General features: G+C 49.5%; 16 protein-coding genes and 1 pseudogene. 8 read left to right on the top strand and 9 right to left on the bottom strand.

The genetic code is table 11. The annotated features are described in order from the left end of the window. Positions 1–114 precede the first annotated feature (114 nt). From glnA to D9734_RS20030, 4 genes are all read left to right on the top strand, one after another. A complete protein-coding gene (gene glnA / locus D9734_RS20050; protein ID WP_001271717.1) occupies positions 115–1,524 on the top strand; it encodes a glutamate--ammonia ligase in 1,410 nt (469 codons plus the stop codon). A 286-nt stretch (positions 1,525–1,810) separates the two neighbouring features. After that, on the top strand, positions 1,811–2,860 hold the full coding sequence (gene glnL / locus D9734_RS20040) for a nitrogen regulation protein NR(II) (protein ID WP_000190577.1): 1,050 nt from the start codon (positions 1,811–1,813) through the stop codon (positions 2,858–2,860). Positions 2,861–2,871: 11 nt separating this feature from the next. After that, complete coding sequence (glnG, locus tag D9734_RS20035; RefSeq protein WP_088563506.1) at positions 2,872–4,281, top strand: nitrogen regulation protein NR(I); 1,410 nt, start codon at positions 2,872–2,874, stop codon at positions 4,279–4,281. Positions 4,282–4,394: 113 nt separating this feature from the next. Beyond that, positions 4,395–4,505: a YshB family small membrane protein gene (locus tag D9734_RS20030; protein WP_064527982.1), complete on the top strand. Its 111-nt coding sequence runs from the start codon at positions 4,395–4,397 to the stop codon at positions 4,503–4,505. A gap of 190 nt (positions 4,506–4,695) precedes the next feature. Here D9734_RS20030 and hemN read toward each other — a convergent pair whose 3' ends face one another. From hemN to D9734_RS20010, 3 genes and pseudogenes are all read right to left on the bottom strand, one after another. Continuing rightward, positions 4,696–6,069, bottom strand: coding sequence for an oxygen-independent coproporphyrinogen III oxidase (hemN, locus tag D9734_RS20025; protein WP_130209974.1), 1,374 nt, complete (start codon positions 6,067–6,069; stop codon positions 4,696–4,698). Positions 6,070–6,257: 188 nt separating this feature from the next. Beyond that, on the bottom strand, positions 6,258–6,767 hold the full coding sequence (yihI, locus tag D9734_RS20020; protein ID WP_130209972.1) for a Der GTPase-activating protein YihI: 510 nt from the start codon (positions 6,765–6,767) through the stop codon (positions 6,258–6,260). A gap of 118 nt (positions 6,768–6,885) precedes the next feature. Then, a pseudogene (locus D9734_RS20010) lies at positions 6,886–7,052 on the bottom strand (hypothetical protein). 296 nt (positions 7,053–7,348) lie between these two features. On the opposite strand from D9734_RS20010, the gene yihA reads away from it, so the two are divergent. Continuing rightward, entirely contained in the window at positions 7,349–7,981 is a 633-nt protein-coding gene (yihA, locus tag D9734_RS20005) for a ribosome biogenesis GTP-binding protein YihA/YsxC (RefSeq protein ID WP_130209968.1), read from the top strand. A 390-nt stretch (positions 7,982–8,371) separates the two neighbouring features. On the opposite strand, the gene polA is transcribed toward yihA, so the two are convergent. Then, the gene (polA, locus tag D9734_RS20000; RefSeq protein WP_130209966.1) at positions 8,372–11,158 is read right to left on the bottom strand and encodes a DNA polymerase I; all 2,787 of its coding nucleotides are present in this window, start codon (positions 11,156–11,158) and stop codon (positions 8,372–8,374) included. Between the two features lie 363 nt (positions 11,159–11,521). Between polA and D9734_RS19990 the strand changes: the two genes are divergently transcribed. Continuing rightward, positions 11,522–12,454, top strand: a complete 933-nt coding sequence (locus tag D9734_RS19990) for an acyltransferase (protein WP_130209960.1) — start codon at positions 11,522–11,524, stop codon at positions 12,452–12,454. Between the two features lie 40 nt (positions 12,455–12,494). On the opposite strand, the gene D9734_RS19985 is transcribed toward D9734_RS19990, so the two are convergent. From D9734_RS19985 to D9734_RS19970, 4 genes are all read right to left on the bottom strand, one after another. Further along, complete coding sequence (locus D9734_RS19985) at positions 12,495–13,925, bottom strand: DUF945 family protein (RefSeq protein WP_130209958.1); 1,431 nt, start codon at positions 13,923–13,925, stop codon at positions 12,495–12,497. A gap of 154 nt (positions 13,926–14,079) precedes the next feature. After that, positions 14,080–14,706, bottom strand: coding sequence for a thiol:disulfide interchange protein DsbA (gene dsbA / locus D9734_RS19980; protein WP_064527999.1), 627 nt, complete (start codon positions 14,704–14,706; stop codon positions 14,080–14,082). Between the two features lie 16 nt (positions 14,707–14,722). Further along, on the bottom strand, positions 14,723–15,709 hold the full coding sequence (srkA, locus tag D9734_RS19975; RefSeq protein ID WP_130209956.1) for a stress response kinase SrkA: 987 nt from the start codon (positions 15,707–15,709) through the stop codon (positions 14,723–14,725). 76 nt (positions 15,710–15,785) lie between these two features. Next, a complete protein-coding gene (locus D9734_RS19970) occupies positions 15,786–16,055 on the bottom strand; it encodes a YihD family protein (protein ID WP_130209954.1) in 270 nt (89 codons plus the stop codon). A 69-nt stretch (positions 16,056–16,124) separates the two neighbouring features. On the opposite strand from D9734_RS19970, the gene mobA reads away from it, so the two are divergent. Beyond that, on the top strand, positions 16,125–16,709 hold the full coding sequence (gene mobA, locus D9734_RS19965) for a molybdenum cofactor guanylyltransferase MobA (RefSeq protein WP_130209952.1): 585 nt from the start codon (positions 16,125–16,127) through the stop codon (positions 16,707–16,709). Then, positions 16,691–17,209: a molybdopterin-guanine dinucleotide biosynthesis protein MobB gene (mobB, locus tag D9734_RS19960; protein WP_130209950.1), complete on the top strand. Its 519-nt coding sequence runs from the start codon at positions 16,691–16,693 to the stop codon at positions 17,207–17,209. The genes mobA and mobB overlap by 19 nt, the downstream gene beginning before the upstream one ends. Before the next feature lie 200 nt (positions 17,210–17,409). Here the strand turns inward: mobB and D9734_RS23385 are convergent. After that, positions 17,410–17,635, bottom strand: a 226-nt coding sequence (locus D9734_RS23385) for a hypothetical protein (RefSeq protein ID WP_205712825.1), incomplete at its 5' end; no start/stop codon positions are given.

Below are 17,635 nucleotides of genomic sequence, written 5' to 3'. Positions count from 1 at the left end.
GGGCAATTTAAAAGTTGGCACAGATTTCGCTTTATCTTTTTTACGGCGACACGGCCAAAATAATTGCAGATTTCGTTACCACGACGACAATGACCAATCCAGGAGAGTTAAAGTATGTCCGCTGAACACGTACTGACGATGCTGAACGAGCACGAAGTGAAGTTTGTTGATTTGCGCTTCACCGATACCAAAGGTAAAGAACAGCACGTCACTATCCCTGCTCATCAGGTGAATGCTGAATTCTTCGAAGAAGGCAAAATGTTTGACGGCTCCTCGATTGGTGGCTGGAAAGGCATTAACGAATCCGACATGGTGCTGATGCCAGACGCATCCACCGCAGTGATTGACCCGTTCTTCGCCGACTCTACCCTGATTATCCGTTGCGACATCCTTGAACCTGGCACCCTGCAAGGCTATGACCGTGACCCGCGCTCTATTGCGAAGCGCGCCGAAGATTACCTGCGTTCTACTGGCATTGCCGACACCGTACTGTTCGGGCCAGAACCAGAATTCTTCCTGTTCGATGACATCCGTTTCGGATCATCTATCTCCGGTTCTCACGTTGCTATCGACGATATCGAAGGTGCATGGAACTCCTCCACCCAATACGAAGGTGGTAACAAAGGTCACCGTCCGGCAGTGAAAGGCGGTTACTTCCCGGTGCCTCCGGTAGACTCTGCTCAGGATATCCGTTCTGAAATGTGTCTGGTGATGGAACAGATGGGTCTGGTGGTTGAAGCCCATCACCACGAAGTAGCGACTGCTGGTCAGAACGAAGTGGCTACCCGCTTCAATACTATGACCAAAAAAGCCGACGAAATTCAGATCTACAAATATGTCGTGCACAACGTGGCGCACCGCTTCGGTAAAACCGCGACCTTTATGCCAAAACCGATGTTCGGTGATAACGGCTCCGGTATGCACTGCCACATGTCGCTGTCTAAAAACGGCGTTAACCTGTTCGCGGGCGACAAATATGCAGGTCTGTCTGAACAGGCGCTGTACTACATTGGCGGCGTAATCAAACACGCTAAAGCGATTAACGCCCTGGCAAACCCGACCACCAACTCTTATAAGCGTCTGGTCCCGGGCTACGAAGCACCGGTCATGCTGGCTTACTCTGCGCGTAACCGTTCTGCGTCTATCCGTATTCCGGTGGTTTCTTCTCCGAAAGCACGTCGTATCGAAGTCCGTTTCCCGGACCCGGCGGCTAACCCGTACCTGTGCTTTGCTGCCCTGCTGATGGCCGGTCTTGATGGCATCAAAAACAAGATCCATCCGGGCGAAGCCATGGACAAAAACCTGTATGACCTGCCGCCAGAAGAAGCGAAAGAGATCCCACAGGTTGCAGGCTCTCTGGAAGAAGCACTGAACGAACTGGATCTGGACCGCGAGTTCCTGAAAGCCGGTGGCGTGTTCACTGATGAAGCGATCGATGCGTACATCGCTCTGCGTCGCGAAGAAGATGACCGCGTGCGTATGACTCCGCATCCGGTAGAGTTTGAGCTGTACTACAGCGTCTAAGTGTTTTAGTTGCCGTGGAAACTTTTCGCCTGTCTCTGGCAGGCTTGGGATCGATGGCAAGCACATCACGCCGGATGCGACGCAAATGCGTCTTATCCGGCCTACACGGTGATGATGTGGTAGGCCGGAGCAGGTGAAGTCGCTCTTCAACGTGAAGTTTGTCAGCTATCTGTAGCCCATCTCTGCATGGGCTTTTTTCTCCGTAACTTCTGTGATGCTTCGCGCTTTTTATCCGTAAAAAGCTATAATGCACTAAAATGGTGCAACCTGTTCAGGAGACTGCTTTATGGCAACAGGCACGCAGCCCGATGCTGGGCAGATCCTCAACTCGCTGATTAACAGTATTTTGTTAATTGATGACAATCTGGCGATCCATTACGCCAACCCCGCCGCGCAACAACTGCTCGCCCAAAGCTCCCGCAAATTGTTTGGTACACCGTTACCGGAACTGTTGAGCTACTTCTCATTAAATATCGAGCTGATGCAAGAAAGTCTGGAGGCGGGGCAAGGTTTTACCGATAACGAAGTGACGCTGGTCATCGACGGTCGCTCGCATATCCTTTCTGTGACGGCTCAGCGCATGCCAGACGGCATGATCCTGCTGGAGATGGCACCGATGGATAACCAGCGCCGCTTAAGTCAGGAACAGCTACAACACGCCCAGCAGGTTGCTGCCCGTGATTTAGTGCGCGGCCTTGCGCATGAGATTAAAAATCCGCTTGGCGGTTTACGTGGCGCGGCACAGCTGCTCAGCAAAGCATTACCTGACCCGTCACTGCTGGAATATACCAAAGTGATTATCGAACAGGCGGACCGGCTGCGAAATCTGGTCGACCGTCTGTTGGGGCCGCAGCTGCCTGGCACACGCGTCACCGAAAGTATTCACAAAGTGGCTGAACGCGTGGTGACGCTGGTGTCGATGGAACTGCCGGACAACGTGCGGTTGATTCGTGATTACGACCCCAGCCTGCCGGAACTGGCGCACGACCCGGATCAAATTGAGCAAGTGCTGCTGAATATTGTGCGCAATGCGCTACAGGCGCTGGGGCCGGAGGGGGGTGAAATCATTCTGCGTACCCGCACCGCGTTTCAACTGACCTTACACGGCGAGCGCTATCGGCTGGCGGCGCGAATTGATGTGGAAGATAACGGGCCGGGCATTCCGCCTCATTTGCAGGATACGCTATTTTACCCGATGGTCAGCGGCCGCGAAGGTGGCACCGGGCTTGGCTTATCCATCGCCCGTAATTTGATTGATCAGCATTCAGGCAAAATTGAATTTACCAGTTGGCCAGGTCATACCGAGTTCTCGGTTTACCTGCCTATCAGGAAATAAAGGTGACGTTTATGCAACGAGGGATAGTCTGGGTAGTCGATGACGATAGTTCCATCCGTTGGGTGCTTGAACGTGCGCTCGCTGGGGCGGGTTTAACCTGTACGACGTTTGAGAACGGCGCAGAAGTGCTGGAAGCACTGGCGAGCAAAACGCCGGATGTGCTGCTGTCGGATATCCGTATGCCGGGAATGGATGGGCTGGCGCTGCTCAAGCAGATTAAACAGCGCCATCCGATGCTTCCGGTCATCATTATGACCGCACATTCCGATCTGGATGCCGCCGTTAGCGCCTATCAGCAAGGGGCGTTTGATTATCTGCCTAAACCGTTTGATATCGACGAAGCCGTGGCGCTGGTTGAGCGCGCCATCAGTCATTACCAGGAACAGCAGCAGCCGCGTAATGTTCAGCTTAACGGCCCAACGACCGATATCATCGGCGAGGCGCCAGCCATGCAGGACGTGTTCCGTATTATCGGTCGGCTTTCGCGTTCTTCGATTAGCGTGCTGATCAACGGCGAATCCGGCACCGGTAAAGAACTGGTCGCTCATGCCCTGCATCGCCACAGCCCGCGCGCCAAAGCGCCGTTTATCGCGCTCAATATGGCGGCTATCCCGAAGGATTTGATCGAATCAGAACTGTTCGGTCACGAAAAAGGCGCGTTTACCGGCGCGAATACCATTCGTCAGGGGCGTTTTGAACAGGCCGATGGCGGCACATTATTCCTCGATGAAATTGGCGATATGCCGCTGGATGTGCAGACGCGTTTGCTGCGCGTGCTAGCAGACGGTCAGTTTTATCGCGTTGGCGGCTATGCGCCGGTGAAAGTGGATGTGCGGATTATCGCTGCGACCCACCAGAATCTCGAACAGCGGGTGCAGGAAGGCAAGTTCCGTGAGGATTTGTTCCACCGCCTGAACGTTATCCGTGTTCATCTGCCGCCGCTGCGTGAGCGTCGGGAAGATATTCCCCGTCTGGCACGCCATTTTTTACAAGTTGCCGCTCGCGAGCTGGGCGTAGAAGCAAAGTTGCTGCATCCGGAAACTGAAGCCGCTCTGACGCGTCTGGCGTGGCCAGGCAACGTGCGCCAGCTGGAAAACACCTGCCGCTGGCTAACGGTAATGGCTGCCGGACAGGAAGTGCTGATTCAGGATTTGCCTGGCGAACTGTTTGAATCAACCGTACCGGAAAGCACTTCACAAATGCAGCCGGACAGTTGGGCAACGCTGTTAGCACAGTGGGCAGATCGGGCGCTACGTTCCGGTCATCAAAACTTGCTGTCTGAAGCGCAACCAGAGTTGGAGCGGACATTACTGACTACCGCGTTGCGACATACGCAGGGACATAAACAGGAAGCAGCGCGCTTACTTGGCTGGGGGCGTAACACCCTGACGCGTAAGTTAAAAGAGCTTGGAATGGAGTGATTCAGGCTCGCCATGTAAAGATTGATTATTGAGCGCAAATTGCTGTTATTTTGCGCTTTACTGTTCCGGTAAGTTCAGTATGATCATGCCCGAAAAACGGGGGGAGTGTCATTATGCTGGAATCAATAATTAATCTGCTATCAAGTGGCGCAGTTAACAGCCACACGCCGCAAACTGCCGTTGCTGCCGTGCTGTGTGCCGCGATGATTGGGCTGTTTAGCTGAGTTTCAGATTGCTGATGAAGTGCTCTTTGTTCATGCCGGATGCGGCGTGAACGCCTTATCCGGCCTACAAAAGCAATAATTTCAACAGGTTTTGCAGGCCTGATAAGCGTAGCGCATCAGGCAACCTTGTTCTCAGTGTATTGATGGCGCTTTCGTTTATCACCGTAGTAAACGAAGCGCCATTCACTATTTAAATCACCCGTGAGAACTGCTGCATTCGCGCTTTCTGGCGCAGATAAGTATCAAAGCACATGCAAATGTTGCGGATCAGCAAGCGACCTTTCGCCGTCACCTGAATTCCCTTCTCATCCACATCCACCAGCCCGTCTTCTGCTAATGGGGCGAGCAGCTTGAGATCTTCCGCAAAGTAATCAGCGAAGTGCAAATCCCACTGTTGCTCAATGGGGGCGTAATCCAGACGGAAGTTGCAGATGAGCGACTTAATCACATCGCGGCGAATACAGTCATCGCGCGTTAGCGCAATACCACGCCACAGCGCATTGCCTTGTTCATCCACTTGCTGATAGTACTGCTTCAACTCTTTCTGGTTCTGCGCGTAGCAGTCACCAATCATGCTGATGGCGGAAACGCCCATCCCAAGCAGATCGGTATCGCCCTGGGTGGTGTAGCCCTGGAAGTTACGATGCAGCACGCCTTCACGTTGGGCCACCGCCAGCTCGTCATCCGGGCGGGCAAAGTGATCCATACCGATAAACTGATAGCCCGATTGTGTCAAGAAGGCGATGGTTTCCTGCAGAATATCGAGTTTTTGTTGCGGACTCGGCAAGTCAGCATCTTTGATTTTGCGCTGGGCGGCAAAAATAGTTGGCAGATGCGCGTAGTTAAAGACGCTCAGACGGTCAGGGTTCAGTTCCGCCACGCGTTTCAGGGTAAAGGCGAAACTCTCCGGCGTCTGTTTCGGCAGGCCGTAAATCAGGTCAATGTTGGTGGAGGTAAAGCCAATCTCACGCGCATGGTTAAGCAGCGCAAAGATGAACTCTTCATCCTGCTCGCGGTTAACCAGACGCTGTACTTCTTTGTTGAAGTCCTGCACGCCCATGCTCAGGCGGTTAAAGCCTTCCGCGCGTAAATGATCCAGTACATCCAGTTCGATTTCGCGCGGATCGACTTCGATCGAGATTTCCGCATCGGCATTGAACTGGAAGTTTTCGCGCAACAGCTTCATCAGGCGGCTGATTTGCGCTTTATTCAGGTATGTTGGCGTTCCACCGCCCCAGTGCAGCTGGCTCACCTTGCGCCCGGCAAAAAGCGGTGCACGATGGACGATTTCTTGCTCAAGCACGTCCAGATACTGGTCGGCCTTGTGCTGCTGACGAGTCACAATCTTGTTGCAACCGCAGAAGTAGCAAAGTTTATGGCAGAACGGAATATGTACGTAGAGAGATAAGGGACGCTCAGGGTAGCGCGCCACGGCTTGTAAAAACGCCTGTTCGCCGAAGTCTTCTGAAAACTCCAGCGCGGTCGGGTACGAGGTGTATCGTGGCCCGGAATAGTTATATTTCTGGATCAGGGCCAGGTCCCAGTCGATTTGCTGTACAGACATGCTCACTCCTTCCGATGGCGTCTCTGGCGGCTACGGCGTACCGGCGGATGCCCGTTTCGGGTCATCAGCCGGTTGCGCAGCCACTTTTGTCGCCGCGACAACCGCTGTAGTTTAACGAATAACCACACCAGATAACATATAACCGGAAGGGTTATCAGCAGAACGGGAAGGCCCACGCAGGCAATCCGTTAGTTGCCCCGCAGCAGACGCATCATGTCTTCTTGCTTCTCGTCTTCTTCCTCTTCTTCGTCGTCGTCATAAGAGAGGCCAAGTTTCTGCATCAGCTCATCAATACGATCCAGCTTGGCATCTACCCAGGATTGCTCTTCGGCACTCAGGGTTTCGCCTGCTTCCAGACGTTCCAGCAGCGCATCCAGACGCTCATCTGTTTCCAGTAACTCCAACTCCGCCTGCGGTGAAAGCATAGGTTTCTCACTCTTCGGTTTGTGCTGTTTGGTGACTTTTTCAGTCACGCCCAATGGAATAGGGGTTTTACTGCCAATACGTGGATCTTTCGGTGCATTCTGGCCCTTGCTACCCGAAGTAGCGCTACCGCCCGCTGCGCGGCTGCCTGGTGCATGACCACGGCGTTTTTTCTGGCGCTTGCGATCACGAGCTTCCTGATTCAGCTCTTCGCGGGTTTTACGACGCGCTTTTGCATGACCCTTGCTGCGTGAGTTTGAAGATGATGGTTTCATATCAATTCGTCTTTTAGCCGTTTTATTTAGTATAGATTTGCGGCGGAATCTAACAGAAAGCAAGCAAAGAAAAAAGGCGACAGATTACTCTGTCGCCTTTTTTCCTGACTCACAACCCTTAACGGGTCTTACAATCCTTGCAGGCCGCCAACACACCCTGTTTTTCCATTAGCCGGAACATTCCGTGTTGATTCCATTTCCCTTTAGTGACGTCTCCGGACGTTTGTCTTCCTGACAATCCTCTGTCTTCGCCTCCTGGCGCTCCTGACCCTCATCCTGAGTCATTGTTCCTGTTAGCGTCCTCGCTCTATGGGTGCTACTTTACGCTTCTGTGTTAAACAAACAATAAACTATCATCAGTATTTACTCATTTTCAGATTATTGTATAAAACTAATCACATGATTTATTTAGCCTATTTGACATGTGTCGCAGAAATTTCTCTTCGATTTCGCATAAAAACAATCGGCAATGTCTCACAAAGTACATGGTATTTACTTACACCGTTCACGCCGAAAAATCCGTCTTTTATTGTGGTTCAGGTATAATCGCCACAAAGCTTTGACTGACGGAGACGACCGCTTTGACTAATTTGAATTATCAACAGACGCATTTTGTGATGAGTGCGCCTGATATTCGCCACTTACCTTCCGATACCGGGATCGAAGTGGCTTTTGCAGGCCGTTCCAACGCAGGTAAATCCAGCGCGCTGAACACGCTGACTAACCAGAAAAGCCTGGCGCGTACCTCGAAAACACCAGGACGTACCCAGCTTATCAACCTGTTTGAAGTGGCTGAGGGCAAACGTCTGGTCGACTTGCCTGGCTATGGCTACGCGGAAGTTCCTGAAGAGATGAAGCGCAAATGGCAGCGCGCGCTCGGTGAGTACCTCGAAAAACGTCAGAGTCTACAAGGCCTGGTCGTGCTGATGGATATTCGCCATCCGCTGAAAGATCTCGACCAGCAGATGATTGAGTGGGCGGTGGACAGCAATATCGCCGTACTGGTGTTGCTGACCAAAGCGGACAAACTGGCGAGCGGTGCACGTAAAGCGCAATTGAATATGGTGCGTGAAGCAGTGCTGGCGTTTAACGGTGATGTGCAGGTAGAGACATTCTCTTCTCTGAAGAAGCAAGGCGTGGATAAGCTTCGCCAGAAACTGGATACCTGGTTCAGCGAGATGCAGCCTGTAGAAGAAACGCAGGACGGCGAATAATTTTCTAGCCCTTATGCATGTGCCGGATATCGCGTATCTGGCACATAAAATCATGCAAATTCAATGAGCTATTTTCTACCGTAGGCCTGTTAAGCACAATGTATCCGGCAATACGGATCTTTTCTTTCGCACAATAAAAAACGCCCCAGTCATTACTGACTGGGGCGGCTAAAAAATTCAGCCAAATCCGATTACGTGAAGTAAAAGGTCTGAAAGATAGAACATCTTACCTCTGTACCCTACGCGACTAACTTTACTCTTTTTTGTTCAGTTCAGAAAGCACTTTTTGTAATTTTTTTTCAGTTGTTGCATAGGAATTTCTAATACCCATCACAAATCGTGGCTGGTTATGTTGCTTAGTTACGAAAAAAAGGCTTGTTAAGGCAAATCTTAGTGCGCCTGATCCCAGTTTTCGCCACTACCCACTTCCACCAGCAACGGCACATCCAGGCGGGTACAGTTTTCCATCAACTGATGGATCTTCTTCGCTACCGCATCGACATCATCTTTATGAACTTCAAACACCAGTTCATCGTGTACCTGCATGATCATACGCACGCGCGGTTGCTCTTCCTGTAGCCAGGCATCAACGGCAATCATCGCCCGTTTGATGATATCCGCTGCGGTTCCCTGCATTGGTGCGTTAATGGCTGCACGTTCAGCCGCAGCACGACGTGCACCGTTGCTGGATTTGATATCCGGCAGATAGAGGCGACGTCCGTCCAGGGTTTCAACGTATCCCTGCTCTTTCGCCTGCGCGCGAGTGCGTTCCATATACTCCAGTACGCCTGGGTAGCGTTCGAAGTAAAGGTCCATGTACTTCTGTGCTTCTTTACGTGGAATGTTCAATTGCCGTGCCAGACCGAAAGCACTCATGCCATAAATCAGACCAAAGTTGATCGCTTTCGCGCTACGGCGTTGTTCGCTGGTGACGGTTTCCAGTGGCAAACCAAACACTTCTGCCGCCGTTGCCCGGTGGATATCTTTTCCTTCTGCAAATGCAGTCAGCAAGCCTTTGTCTCGTGAAAGATGCGCCATGATGCGCAGTTCAATCTGCGAGTAGTCCGCCGAGACAATCACATAATCCTGCGGCGCAATAAACGCCTGGCGGATACGGCGGCCTTCTTCGTTACGCACCGGAATGTTTTGTAGGTTAGGATCGGTTGAGGATAAACGCCCCGTCGCAGTTACTGCCTGGTGATAGGAAGTATGCACGCGCCCGGTTTTCGGGTTGATCATCAGCGGCAGCTTGTCGGTGTAGGTCGATTTCAGCTTCGCCAGGCCACGGTACTCCAGAATCACTTTTGGCAGCGGGTAGTCCAGCGCCAGCTCTTCCAGTACCTCTTCTGACGTTGACGGCGCACCACCCGGCGTTTTCTTCAGCGGCTTAATACCCTGTTTTTCAAAAAGAATAGTTTGCAGTTGCTTGGTGGAAGAAAGGTTAAATTCTTCACCTGCAATTTCATGCGCTTTCTTTTCCAGCTCAGCCAGACGCAAGGTGAGCTCTTCAGAATGATTGTGCAGAACTTTCGGGTCGATCTTCACACCGTTGCGTTCGATGCGTGAAAGCACCGGCACCAGCGGCATTTCGATGTTTTCGAAGACGTTCAGTGGCCCTTTGTGTTTTTGCAGATCCGGCCACATTTTCAGATGCAGCTGCAAGGTGACATCTGCATCTTCAGCGGCGTAACGTCCGGCCTCTTCCAGGGCAATCTGGTTAAAGGTCAGTTGATTTTTGCCTTTACCAGCAATCTCTTCAAAAGTGATGGTTTTGTGCTTCAACCAACGTTCCGCGAGGCTGTCCATATCGTGACGACCGGCAACGCTGTTGAGAATGTAGGACTCGAGCATGGTATCAAACGCAATCCCCCGCAGCTCAATGCCGTAATTCGCCAGAATACCGCGATCGTATTTCAGGTTTTGCCCGACCTTCAGCGCCTTTTCATCTTCCAGCAGCGGTTTTAGCAGCTCGAGTGCGCGCTCGCGGGAGATCTGATCGGGCGCATCAAGATAATCATGAGCAACCGGAATATAGGCCGCTACGCCAGGTTCGATAGCAAAAGAAAGCCCTACCAGGTTGGCAGAGATGTTATCGAGGCTGTCGGTTTCGGTATCAAACGCAAATACAGGCGCTTTTTCCAGCTTCGTAATCCATGCTTTTAGAGTTTCTTCGTCCAGAATAGTGACGTAGTTATCGTAAGAAATCGCTGTTGCAGTCACTTCGGGTGTTTCGTCGACAACAATGGTTTCCTGCGGCTTCGCGGCTGGTTTTGCCCCTTTGGCCTGTAACCATTTGCCTGCTTCGACATCAGCAGTCCAACGCTTGAACTCATACTTTTTGAACAGCCCCAACAACTCTTCAGCCGCCGGTTGTTGTACTTCCAGTTGTTCGCAGGTCAGTTCCAGTTCAACGTCGGTTTTAATCGTCGCCAGCTGGTAAGAGAGATAGGCCACCTCTTTATTTTGCTCAAGCTTCGCCGCCATTGTTTTCGCGCCGCGGAAGCTCAATCCAGCAATTTTTTCCGGCTCGGCATACAGCGTATCCAGGCCTCCAAGACCTTGTAGCAGTGCCTGCGCGGTTTTTTCGCCGACGCCCGGTACGCCAGGAATGTTATCAGAGGAGTCGCCCATCAGCGCGAGGAAGTCGATGATCAGTTCTGGCGGTACGCCGTACTTATTCACCACCTCTTCCGGGCCGAGGATGGTATTCGTCATGGTATTGATAAGCGTAATATTTGGCGTCACCAGCTGCGCCATATCTTTATCACCGGTGCTGATCAATACCGGACGCCCGGCTTTTTCGGCTTCGCGCGCCAGAGTACCGATAACGTCGTCTGCTTCTACGCCAGAAACGGCCAGCAGAGGCAGCCCCATCGCTTTTACCATTGTGTGCAGGGGTTCGATCTGCGCGCGCAAATCGTCCGGCATTGGCGGGCGATGTGATTTGTAATGTTCAAACAGTTCATCACGAAAGGTTTTTCCCTTGGCGTCAAAGACCACCGCTGCATGCGTCGGTTGGTATTGCATGATCAGACTACGCAGCATGTTGAGGACACCGTACATCGCACCGGTTGGCTCGCCTGCGCTGTTAGTCAGCGGCGGAAACGCGTGATATGCGCGATAAAGATAAGATGAACCATCTACAAGGATAAGTGGGTTTTGGGGGATCTGAACCATAATGTCCGTGCCTGTTTATCAGATTATGGGTAAAGGATGCCACAGACAGGATGAAAACATGAGTTTTTCACCGCTTTTCGTGAAAATCTTTTGTAGATCTTGTGGATCGCTCGCAAATCGTCATGTGGATAACTTTGTGTATAAATTATTTACATCACTTTTAATTTATTATCATGCTTGTTACAGCATTAGGTTTGTTGTTGTTTTTCATAAAGTTAAAAATAAAAGCATTGCTGGTGATTGAGTAATAGGGATTTTTTCTAATGTGGATAGATATGAATTATTTTTCTATTTAAGGATCATCCGTTATTTGGGCCGTTTTCTGCTAAAATCTGCGCCTTGCGCTTCTTTAGCGCACTGTCTATGGCTAACCTTTTGAATAATTTAATTATGACGAGAATACTCGCTGCGATAACACTTTTGGTGAGTATCGTATTGACCATTTTGGTCACCATTTTTTGTTCTGTCCCGATCATCATTGCCGGGATCGTAAAACTATTGTTACCTGTGCCAGTGATTTGGCGAAAGGTATCGCTTTTTTGTGATTTTATGATGTATTGCTGGTGTGAAGGATTAGCGCTATTACTGCACCTTAACCCACACCTGCAATGGGAAGTTCGCGGACTGGAAGGGCTAAGTAAGAAGAACTGGTATCTGCTTATTTGTAACCACCGCAGTTGGGCTGATATTGTTGTACTATGCGTGTTGTTTCGTAAGCATATTCCAATGAACAAATATTTTCTCAAGCAGCAACTGGCCTGGGTGCCTTTCCTGGGCCTGGCGTGCTGGGCGCTGGATATGCCATTTATGAAGCGCTATTCCCGCGCTTATTTGATACGTCATCCGGAACGGCGCGGTAAAGATGTTGAAACCACTCGTCGGTCTTGCGAAAAGTTTCGCCTGCATCCCACCACGATTGTGAATTTTGTTGAAGGCTCCCGTTTTACTGAACAGAAACACCAGCAAACCCACTCGACATTTAAAAATCTCCTGCCTCCCAAAGCCGCCGGTATCGCGATGACGCTGAATGTGCTGGGTAAACAATTCGATAAACTACTCAATGTTACGCTGTGTTATCCGGACAATAACCGCCAGCCATTCTTCGATATGTTAAGTGGCAAACTGACGCGGATTGTCGTGCATGTGGATTTACAACCTATTGCTGAAGAGTTGCATGGCGACTATATCAATGACAAAAGCTTCAAACGTCATTTTCAGCAGTGGCTGAACACACTGTGGCAGGAAAAAGACCGACTTCTGACTTCACTGATGTCATCACAGCATCATGATAAGTAGCTATAACTCGCCTCCGTATTAGCAGAGGCGAGTTATCATTTTAATGCACTAAACGTCCGGCACGAGACATAAACTCTTCTTCGCTCATCTCCTGCCCGTTAAAAACAACTTTACCTGGCAAATAATGCAGTTGCAGCGAGGCGATATTGTTGTCAATTGTGATTAACTGAAACATCTTACCTAATGTTGCCATTCCGCCGATTTGTTTATCAGCCAGCTTTTGAGCTTTTTCAGCATCCATTCCTTCAGATAAATTAAGCTGTTTAGCTATTTCAGTGACGACATTAATCGGTACATTCATATCCAGATTGAAAGATTTAATATCTTTGTTTGTGGATGATGACGATTGGGCTGGTTCGGCAATACTAATATCCAGATTAGCATTTAGTTCACCGACAGCGTTCTTCCAGCTTACAGGTAGTTTAATGATCGGCTCACTTTTTTGTAATAACGGTAAATACTCTTTGAACAATGCAGTATTCATTGCTTCCAGTGCATCTTCATCATTTGCTAACTCAGGGTGTGCTGCAAGTTGCTTCTGCGTCGCAATGTTGTACTGGATGATAAACTGGCGAACTGCTAAGGGATCAATAGATTCAGCAATCAATGACCATTGACCGCTACCGAGTTGCTGATTCCCTTTTGTTAACTTATCAATTTCGTAACTCAGATTGACATTGATATGATCTTTATCTTTTACGCGCTCTAGTGTGGTTTTCGCGACGAAAGCGTCGAGTTTGGCAACTTCGTTACCGTGATTGACAATGCTAATCTGATTAAATTTCGACTCGCTTTCACCAACCGGAAATTTCTTTTCTTCTAATCGCATTAGAGAATTAATGGTAAAACTTTTCGCCGTGACTTTATTCATTGGCGATAATTCCAGAACAATATCTTCGACTTTGCCTTCAACATCGAGATTAGACAATGAACTGTCATCACCATTAAAAGTAAACTGACCTTCACCAAAGGAGAGTTTTCCATACTCTGCTGGGGCAACGTCCAGAGTTGTAGAGAAAGAACCGCCAAAGGCGAATCGCAATGTTGCTTCGACGGGCGCTCTATCTTTTGCGGCAATAAATAGCGGTTGTGTCAGTTCATTATTGACTAATTTAACTTTTGCTGCCGCCATAGCAGGTAAGATATTGCCACTTTTTAACATTGATAGGGGCAAGGGGCCATGATCGACATCCACATCAAATGCAATACCTTGTCCTGGCTTGATATTGAGATCTGGCGCACCTTTATCAAAGGTAATAAGCATTTGAAAATGAGAGCTAAAAAAACCTTTGTCAAAGTTTTTATAGCTGGCGGTCATATCATAGGCATGCTCTCCCTTCTTTTTACTGTCGTTAAAATCTTTAATAAATTTTTCGACGCCAGACTGGATTTGAGTCCCTTCATACCATGTTCCACCGCCCCAGATAATGGCTAATGCAACAATAACACCTGTGGCTGACTTACGTATCATTTCTATTATTCCCTGATAAAACAGCAAAACTTTTAATATCCGCGCTTGATATTAAAATGTCCAGAAACGAGGTGAATTATCAGAAAGTATTTATATTGATTAAACAACAAAAAAGCCCGTGAATATTCACGGGCCTTATGTAAATTACAATAAATTATTTTTTCTCAGACAGATATTTTACTGTATCGGCATACTGCTGAACAAAAACATCCATATTGCTGGTATCCATACCCTGCGGATTCAGCTGATATTTACCGTTAACAAACATCGCTGGAACGCCACGCAATTGTACATCTGCAGCCGCTTTTTCTTGCTGTGCGACCAGAGATTTAACAACAAAGCTGTTCCATGCTGCATCATACTCTTCGCCTTTAATACCTGCGTTGATGAAGACATCACGAATGTCGGCCGTAGAGCGAATGGTCTGTGTTTTCTGTACGCCTTCAAACAGTGGTACAGTCACTTTATCTTCTACGCCCAGCGCCATCGCCACAGCCCACGCTTGTGTCAGAGATTGCCCCAGCTCCCCGCCCATGAAGTTGACGTGGTATTTAGTCATCTTCACACCTTCCGGCAGTTTTTTCTTCACATTCTCAGAAATATGCAGAACTTCTTCAAACTGATAGCAGTGTGGGCAGAAGAAAGAGAAAAACTCCAGCACTTGCGGCGCGCCAGCAACCGGCTTTTCCAGCGTGGTGTATTGTTTACCATCTTCATACTGCGCCGCCGATGCGCTAAACGCTAAAACCAAACCAGCCAGCGCCAGCCAAATCTTTTTCATGATCTACTCTCTCCGATTAATACATAGGTGTTAATTGCAAAGGGGGTTCTTGTAGAACTTTTGCCTGTTCTATAAAAGTCGCCGTCTGTCGCAGCCAGTAATCTTCCCCGGTTAACCACGGGAAATTTTTCGGGAACGCGGGATCAGCCCAACGCCGCATTAGCCAAGCAAGATAATAAACCAAACGCATGGCGCGTAAAGGTTCAATCAGTCCGATTTCAGCGGTGTCGAACTCGCTAAATTCTTCATAAGCTTCAATAATAGTTTCTAACTGCATCCGCTGCTCAGCTTTATCGCCATTCAGCAACATCCACAGGTCCTGAATTGCAGGGCCATTACGCGCATCATCCAGATCGACAAACATTGGACCATCGCGCCAGAGAATATTTCCGGCATGGCAGTCACCATGTAATCGCAGAACGGTGAAGTCCTCCCGCCAGTGTGCTGTAACGGCGGTAATAAGCTCATCCGTTGCCTTAAGGAAGGCCGCTTTCAGCCCAGAAGGTATCAGCGTAGCATTTTCAAACAGCTTGCGTGGTTCAATGAGATATTCATTCAGACCGATGGTCGGGCGATGGATAAAAAGCTGTTTGCGCCCCGTCTGGTGCATGCGCCCTAAATAGCGCCCAACCGCTTCCATCTGATCAATATTATCGGCTTCGAACTGACGACCACCGACGCTTGGGAAAACGGCGAAATAAAATCCCTGATGAATCAATAAGTTCTGGCCGTTAAAAGCCAAAGGGGCCGCGACAGGAACTTCGTCGTTTACCAGTTGCAGCGCAAATTGATGCTCTTCGAGGATTTGATCTGCTGTCCAACGTTCAGGGCGATAAAATTTGACGACAAAACGCCGACGATCTTCGTCCTGAAATTGATAGACACGGTTTTCATAGCTGTTAAGCGGGGTAAGACCGGAATCCACCCGGATCCCATGCTCAAACAGAGCGTCCATGATGGTATCCGGGTGTAGTGTCTGGAAAGTAAAAGCGCTGTTGTTCATCCCATCATCCGGAAAACATTACGAATGATGAAGGATATCATTTCACAATGATTTTGTTGGTAGCGCTTACAAGCTTTTACTCTTTAATTACGCCACGCGCACGTAATAGCGCCGTTTTGAAATCTTCTTCATAATCTTTCTGCAGCCCTGGGATCACCGCATCTTTCGCGGAATCGCGCATTTTCAGGTGATAGATCAGAATGTCATCCGTCAAATCCGCCAGATCGCCGTCAAAACCTGACTCTTTCGCCAGTTTCTGCAAAAATTGCAGCAGGTTAAGGTCTGGCTCTCTTTGCCAGGCTGGCTGGAGGAGTTCAATAACTTCATTCAGACGTTTACATTTCATAGTAATGCTCCTTACTCTTGAGACAGACACGTTAGCAGGGTCAATCCCACAATAAAAGAGGCGATATCGGTGAATCTGATGACGACGATAACAGGCGTTATACTGGCGGGCGGTAAAGCCAGACGAATGGGCGGCGTAGATAAAGGATTGCTTGAATTAAACGGCAAACCATTATGGCAACATGTCGCTGACGCGCTTATGACGCAGCTGTCTCACGTCGTGGTTAATGCCAATCGTCATCAGGAAATCTATCAGGCAAGTGGTCTGAAAGTAATAGCGGATTCACTGGCGGATTATCCTGGCCCGCTGGCGGGAATGCTTTCGGTAATGCAGCAGGAAGCAGGTGAGTGGTTTCTGTTTTGTCCGTGCGATACGCCTTATATTCCCCAGGATTTAGTCTCCCGGCTTAATCATCAGCGCAAAGATGCACCTGTTGTGTGGGTCCATGACGGTGAACGCGATCATCCAACTATTGCTCTGGTAAATCGCGCTATTGAGCCGTTGTTGCAGGAATATCTGCAAGCAGGAGAACGCCGGGTAATGGCATTTATGAATCTTGCTGGCGGTCACGCGGTTGATTTTAGCGACCGTAAAGAAGCATTTGTGAACGTGAATACGCCAGAGGAGCTTGCCCGATGGCAGGAAAAACAATGATACCGCTACTCGCCTTTGCCGCGTGGAGCGGCACCGGAAAAACGACGCTGTTGAAAAAACTTATCCCGGTATTATGCGCCAGAGGGATCCGCCCGGGGCTGATTAAACATACGCATCATGATATGGATGTCGATAAACCGGGCAAAGATAGCTATGAGCTGCGCAAGGCTGGCGCGGCGCAAACCATCGTTGCCAGCCAGCAGCGTTGGGCGCTAATAACGGAGACGCCAGACGAAGAAGCGTTGGATCTGAATTTTCTTGCAAGTCGCATGGATACCTCAAAGCTGGATCTGATTCTGGTTGAAGGGTTCAAGCATGAAGAGATCGCGAAGATTGTGCTGTTTCGCGATGGTGCCGGACATCGACCAGAAGAATTAGTGATAGACAGACATGTTATTGCTGTAGCCAGTGATGTGCCGCTTAATCTTGATGTCGCGTTACTGGATATTAATGATATTGAGGGGCTGGCTGATTTTGTGGTGGAGTGGATGCAAAAGTAGGCCGGATAAGACGCGCCAGCGTCGCATCCGGCATTTTTTTCTGCACCAACGCAAAAAGGCCATCCTGGTGGATGGCCTTCAGATTGCTGACAAAGTGCGCTTTGTTCATGCCGGATGCGGCGTGAACGCCTTATCCGGCCTACAAAATCATGCAAATTCAATACATTGCATAAACCATGTAGCCTGATAAGCGTAGCGCATCAGGCAGTTTTTGCGTTTGCCATCAGTCTCCTTTCGCTCAATTTGATGCCTGGCCGTTTATGGCGGGGCATCCTGCCCGCCACCCTCCGGGCCGTTGCTTCGCAACGTTCAAATCCGCTCCCGGCGGATTTGTCCTGCTCAGGAGAGCGTTCACCGACAAACAACAGACAAAACAAAAGGCCCAGTCTTTCGACTGAGCCTTTTGTTTTATTTGATGCCTGGCAG

Source organism: Escherichia sp. E14S1, assembly GCF_004211995.1.
Lineage (GTDB): Bacteria > Pseudomonadota > Gammaproteobacteria > Enterobacterales > Enterobacteriaceae > Escherichia.
This window is presented reverse-complemented; position numbering and strand designations above follow the sequence as displayed.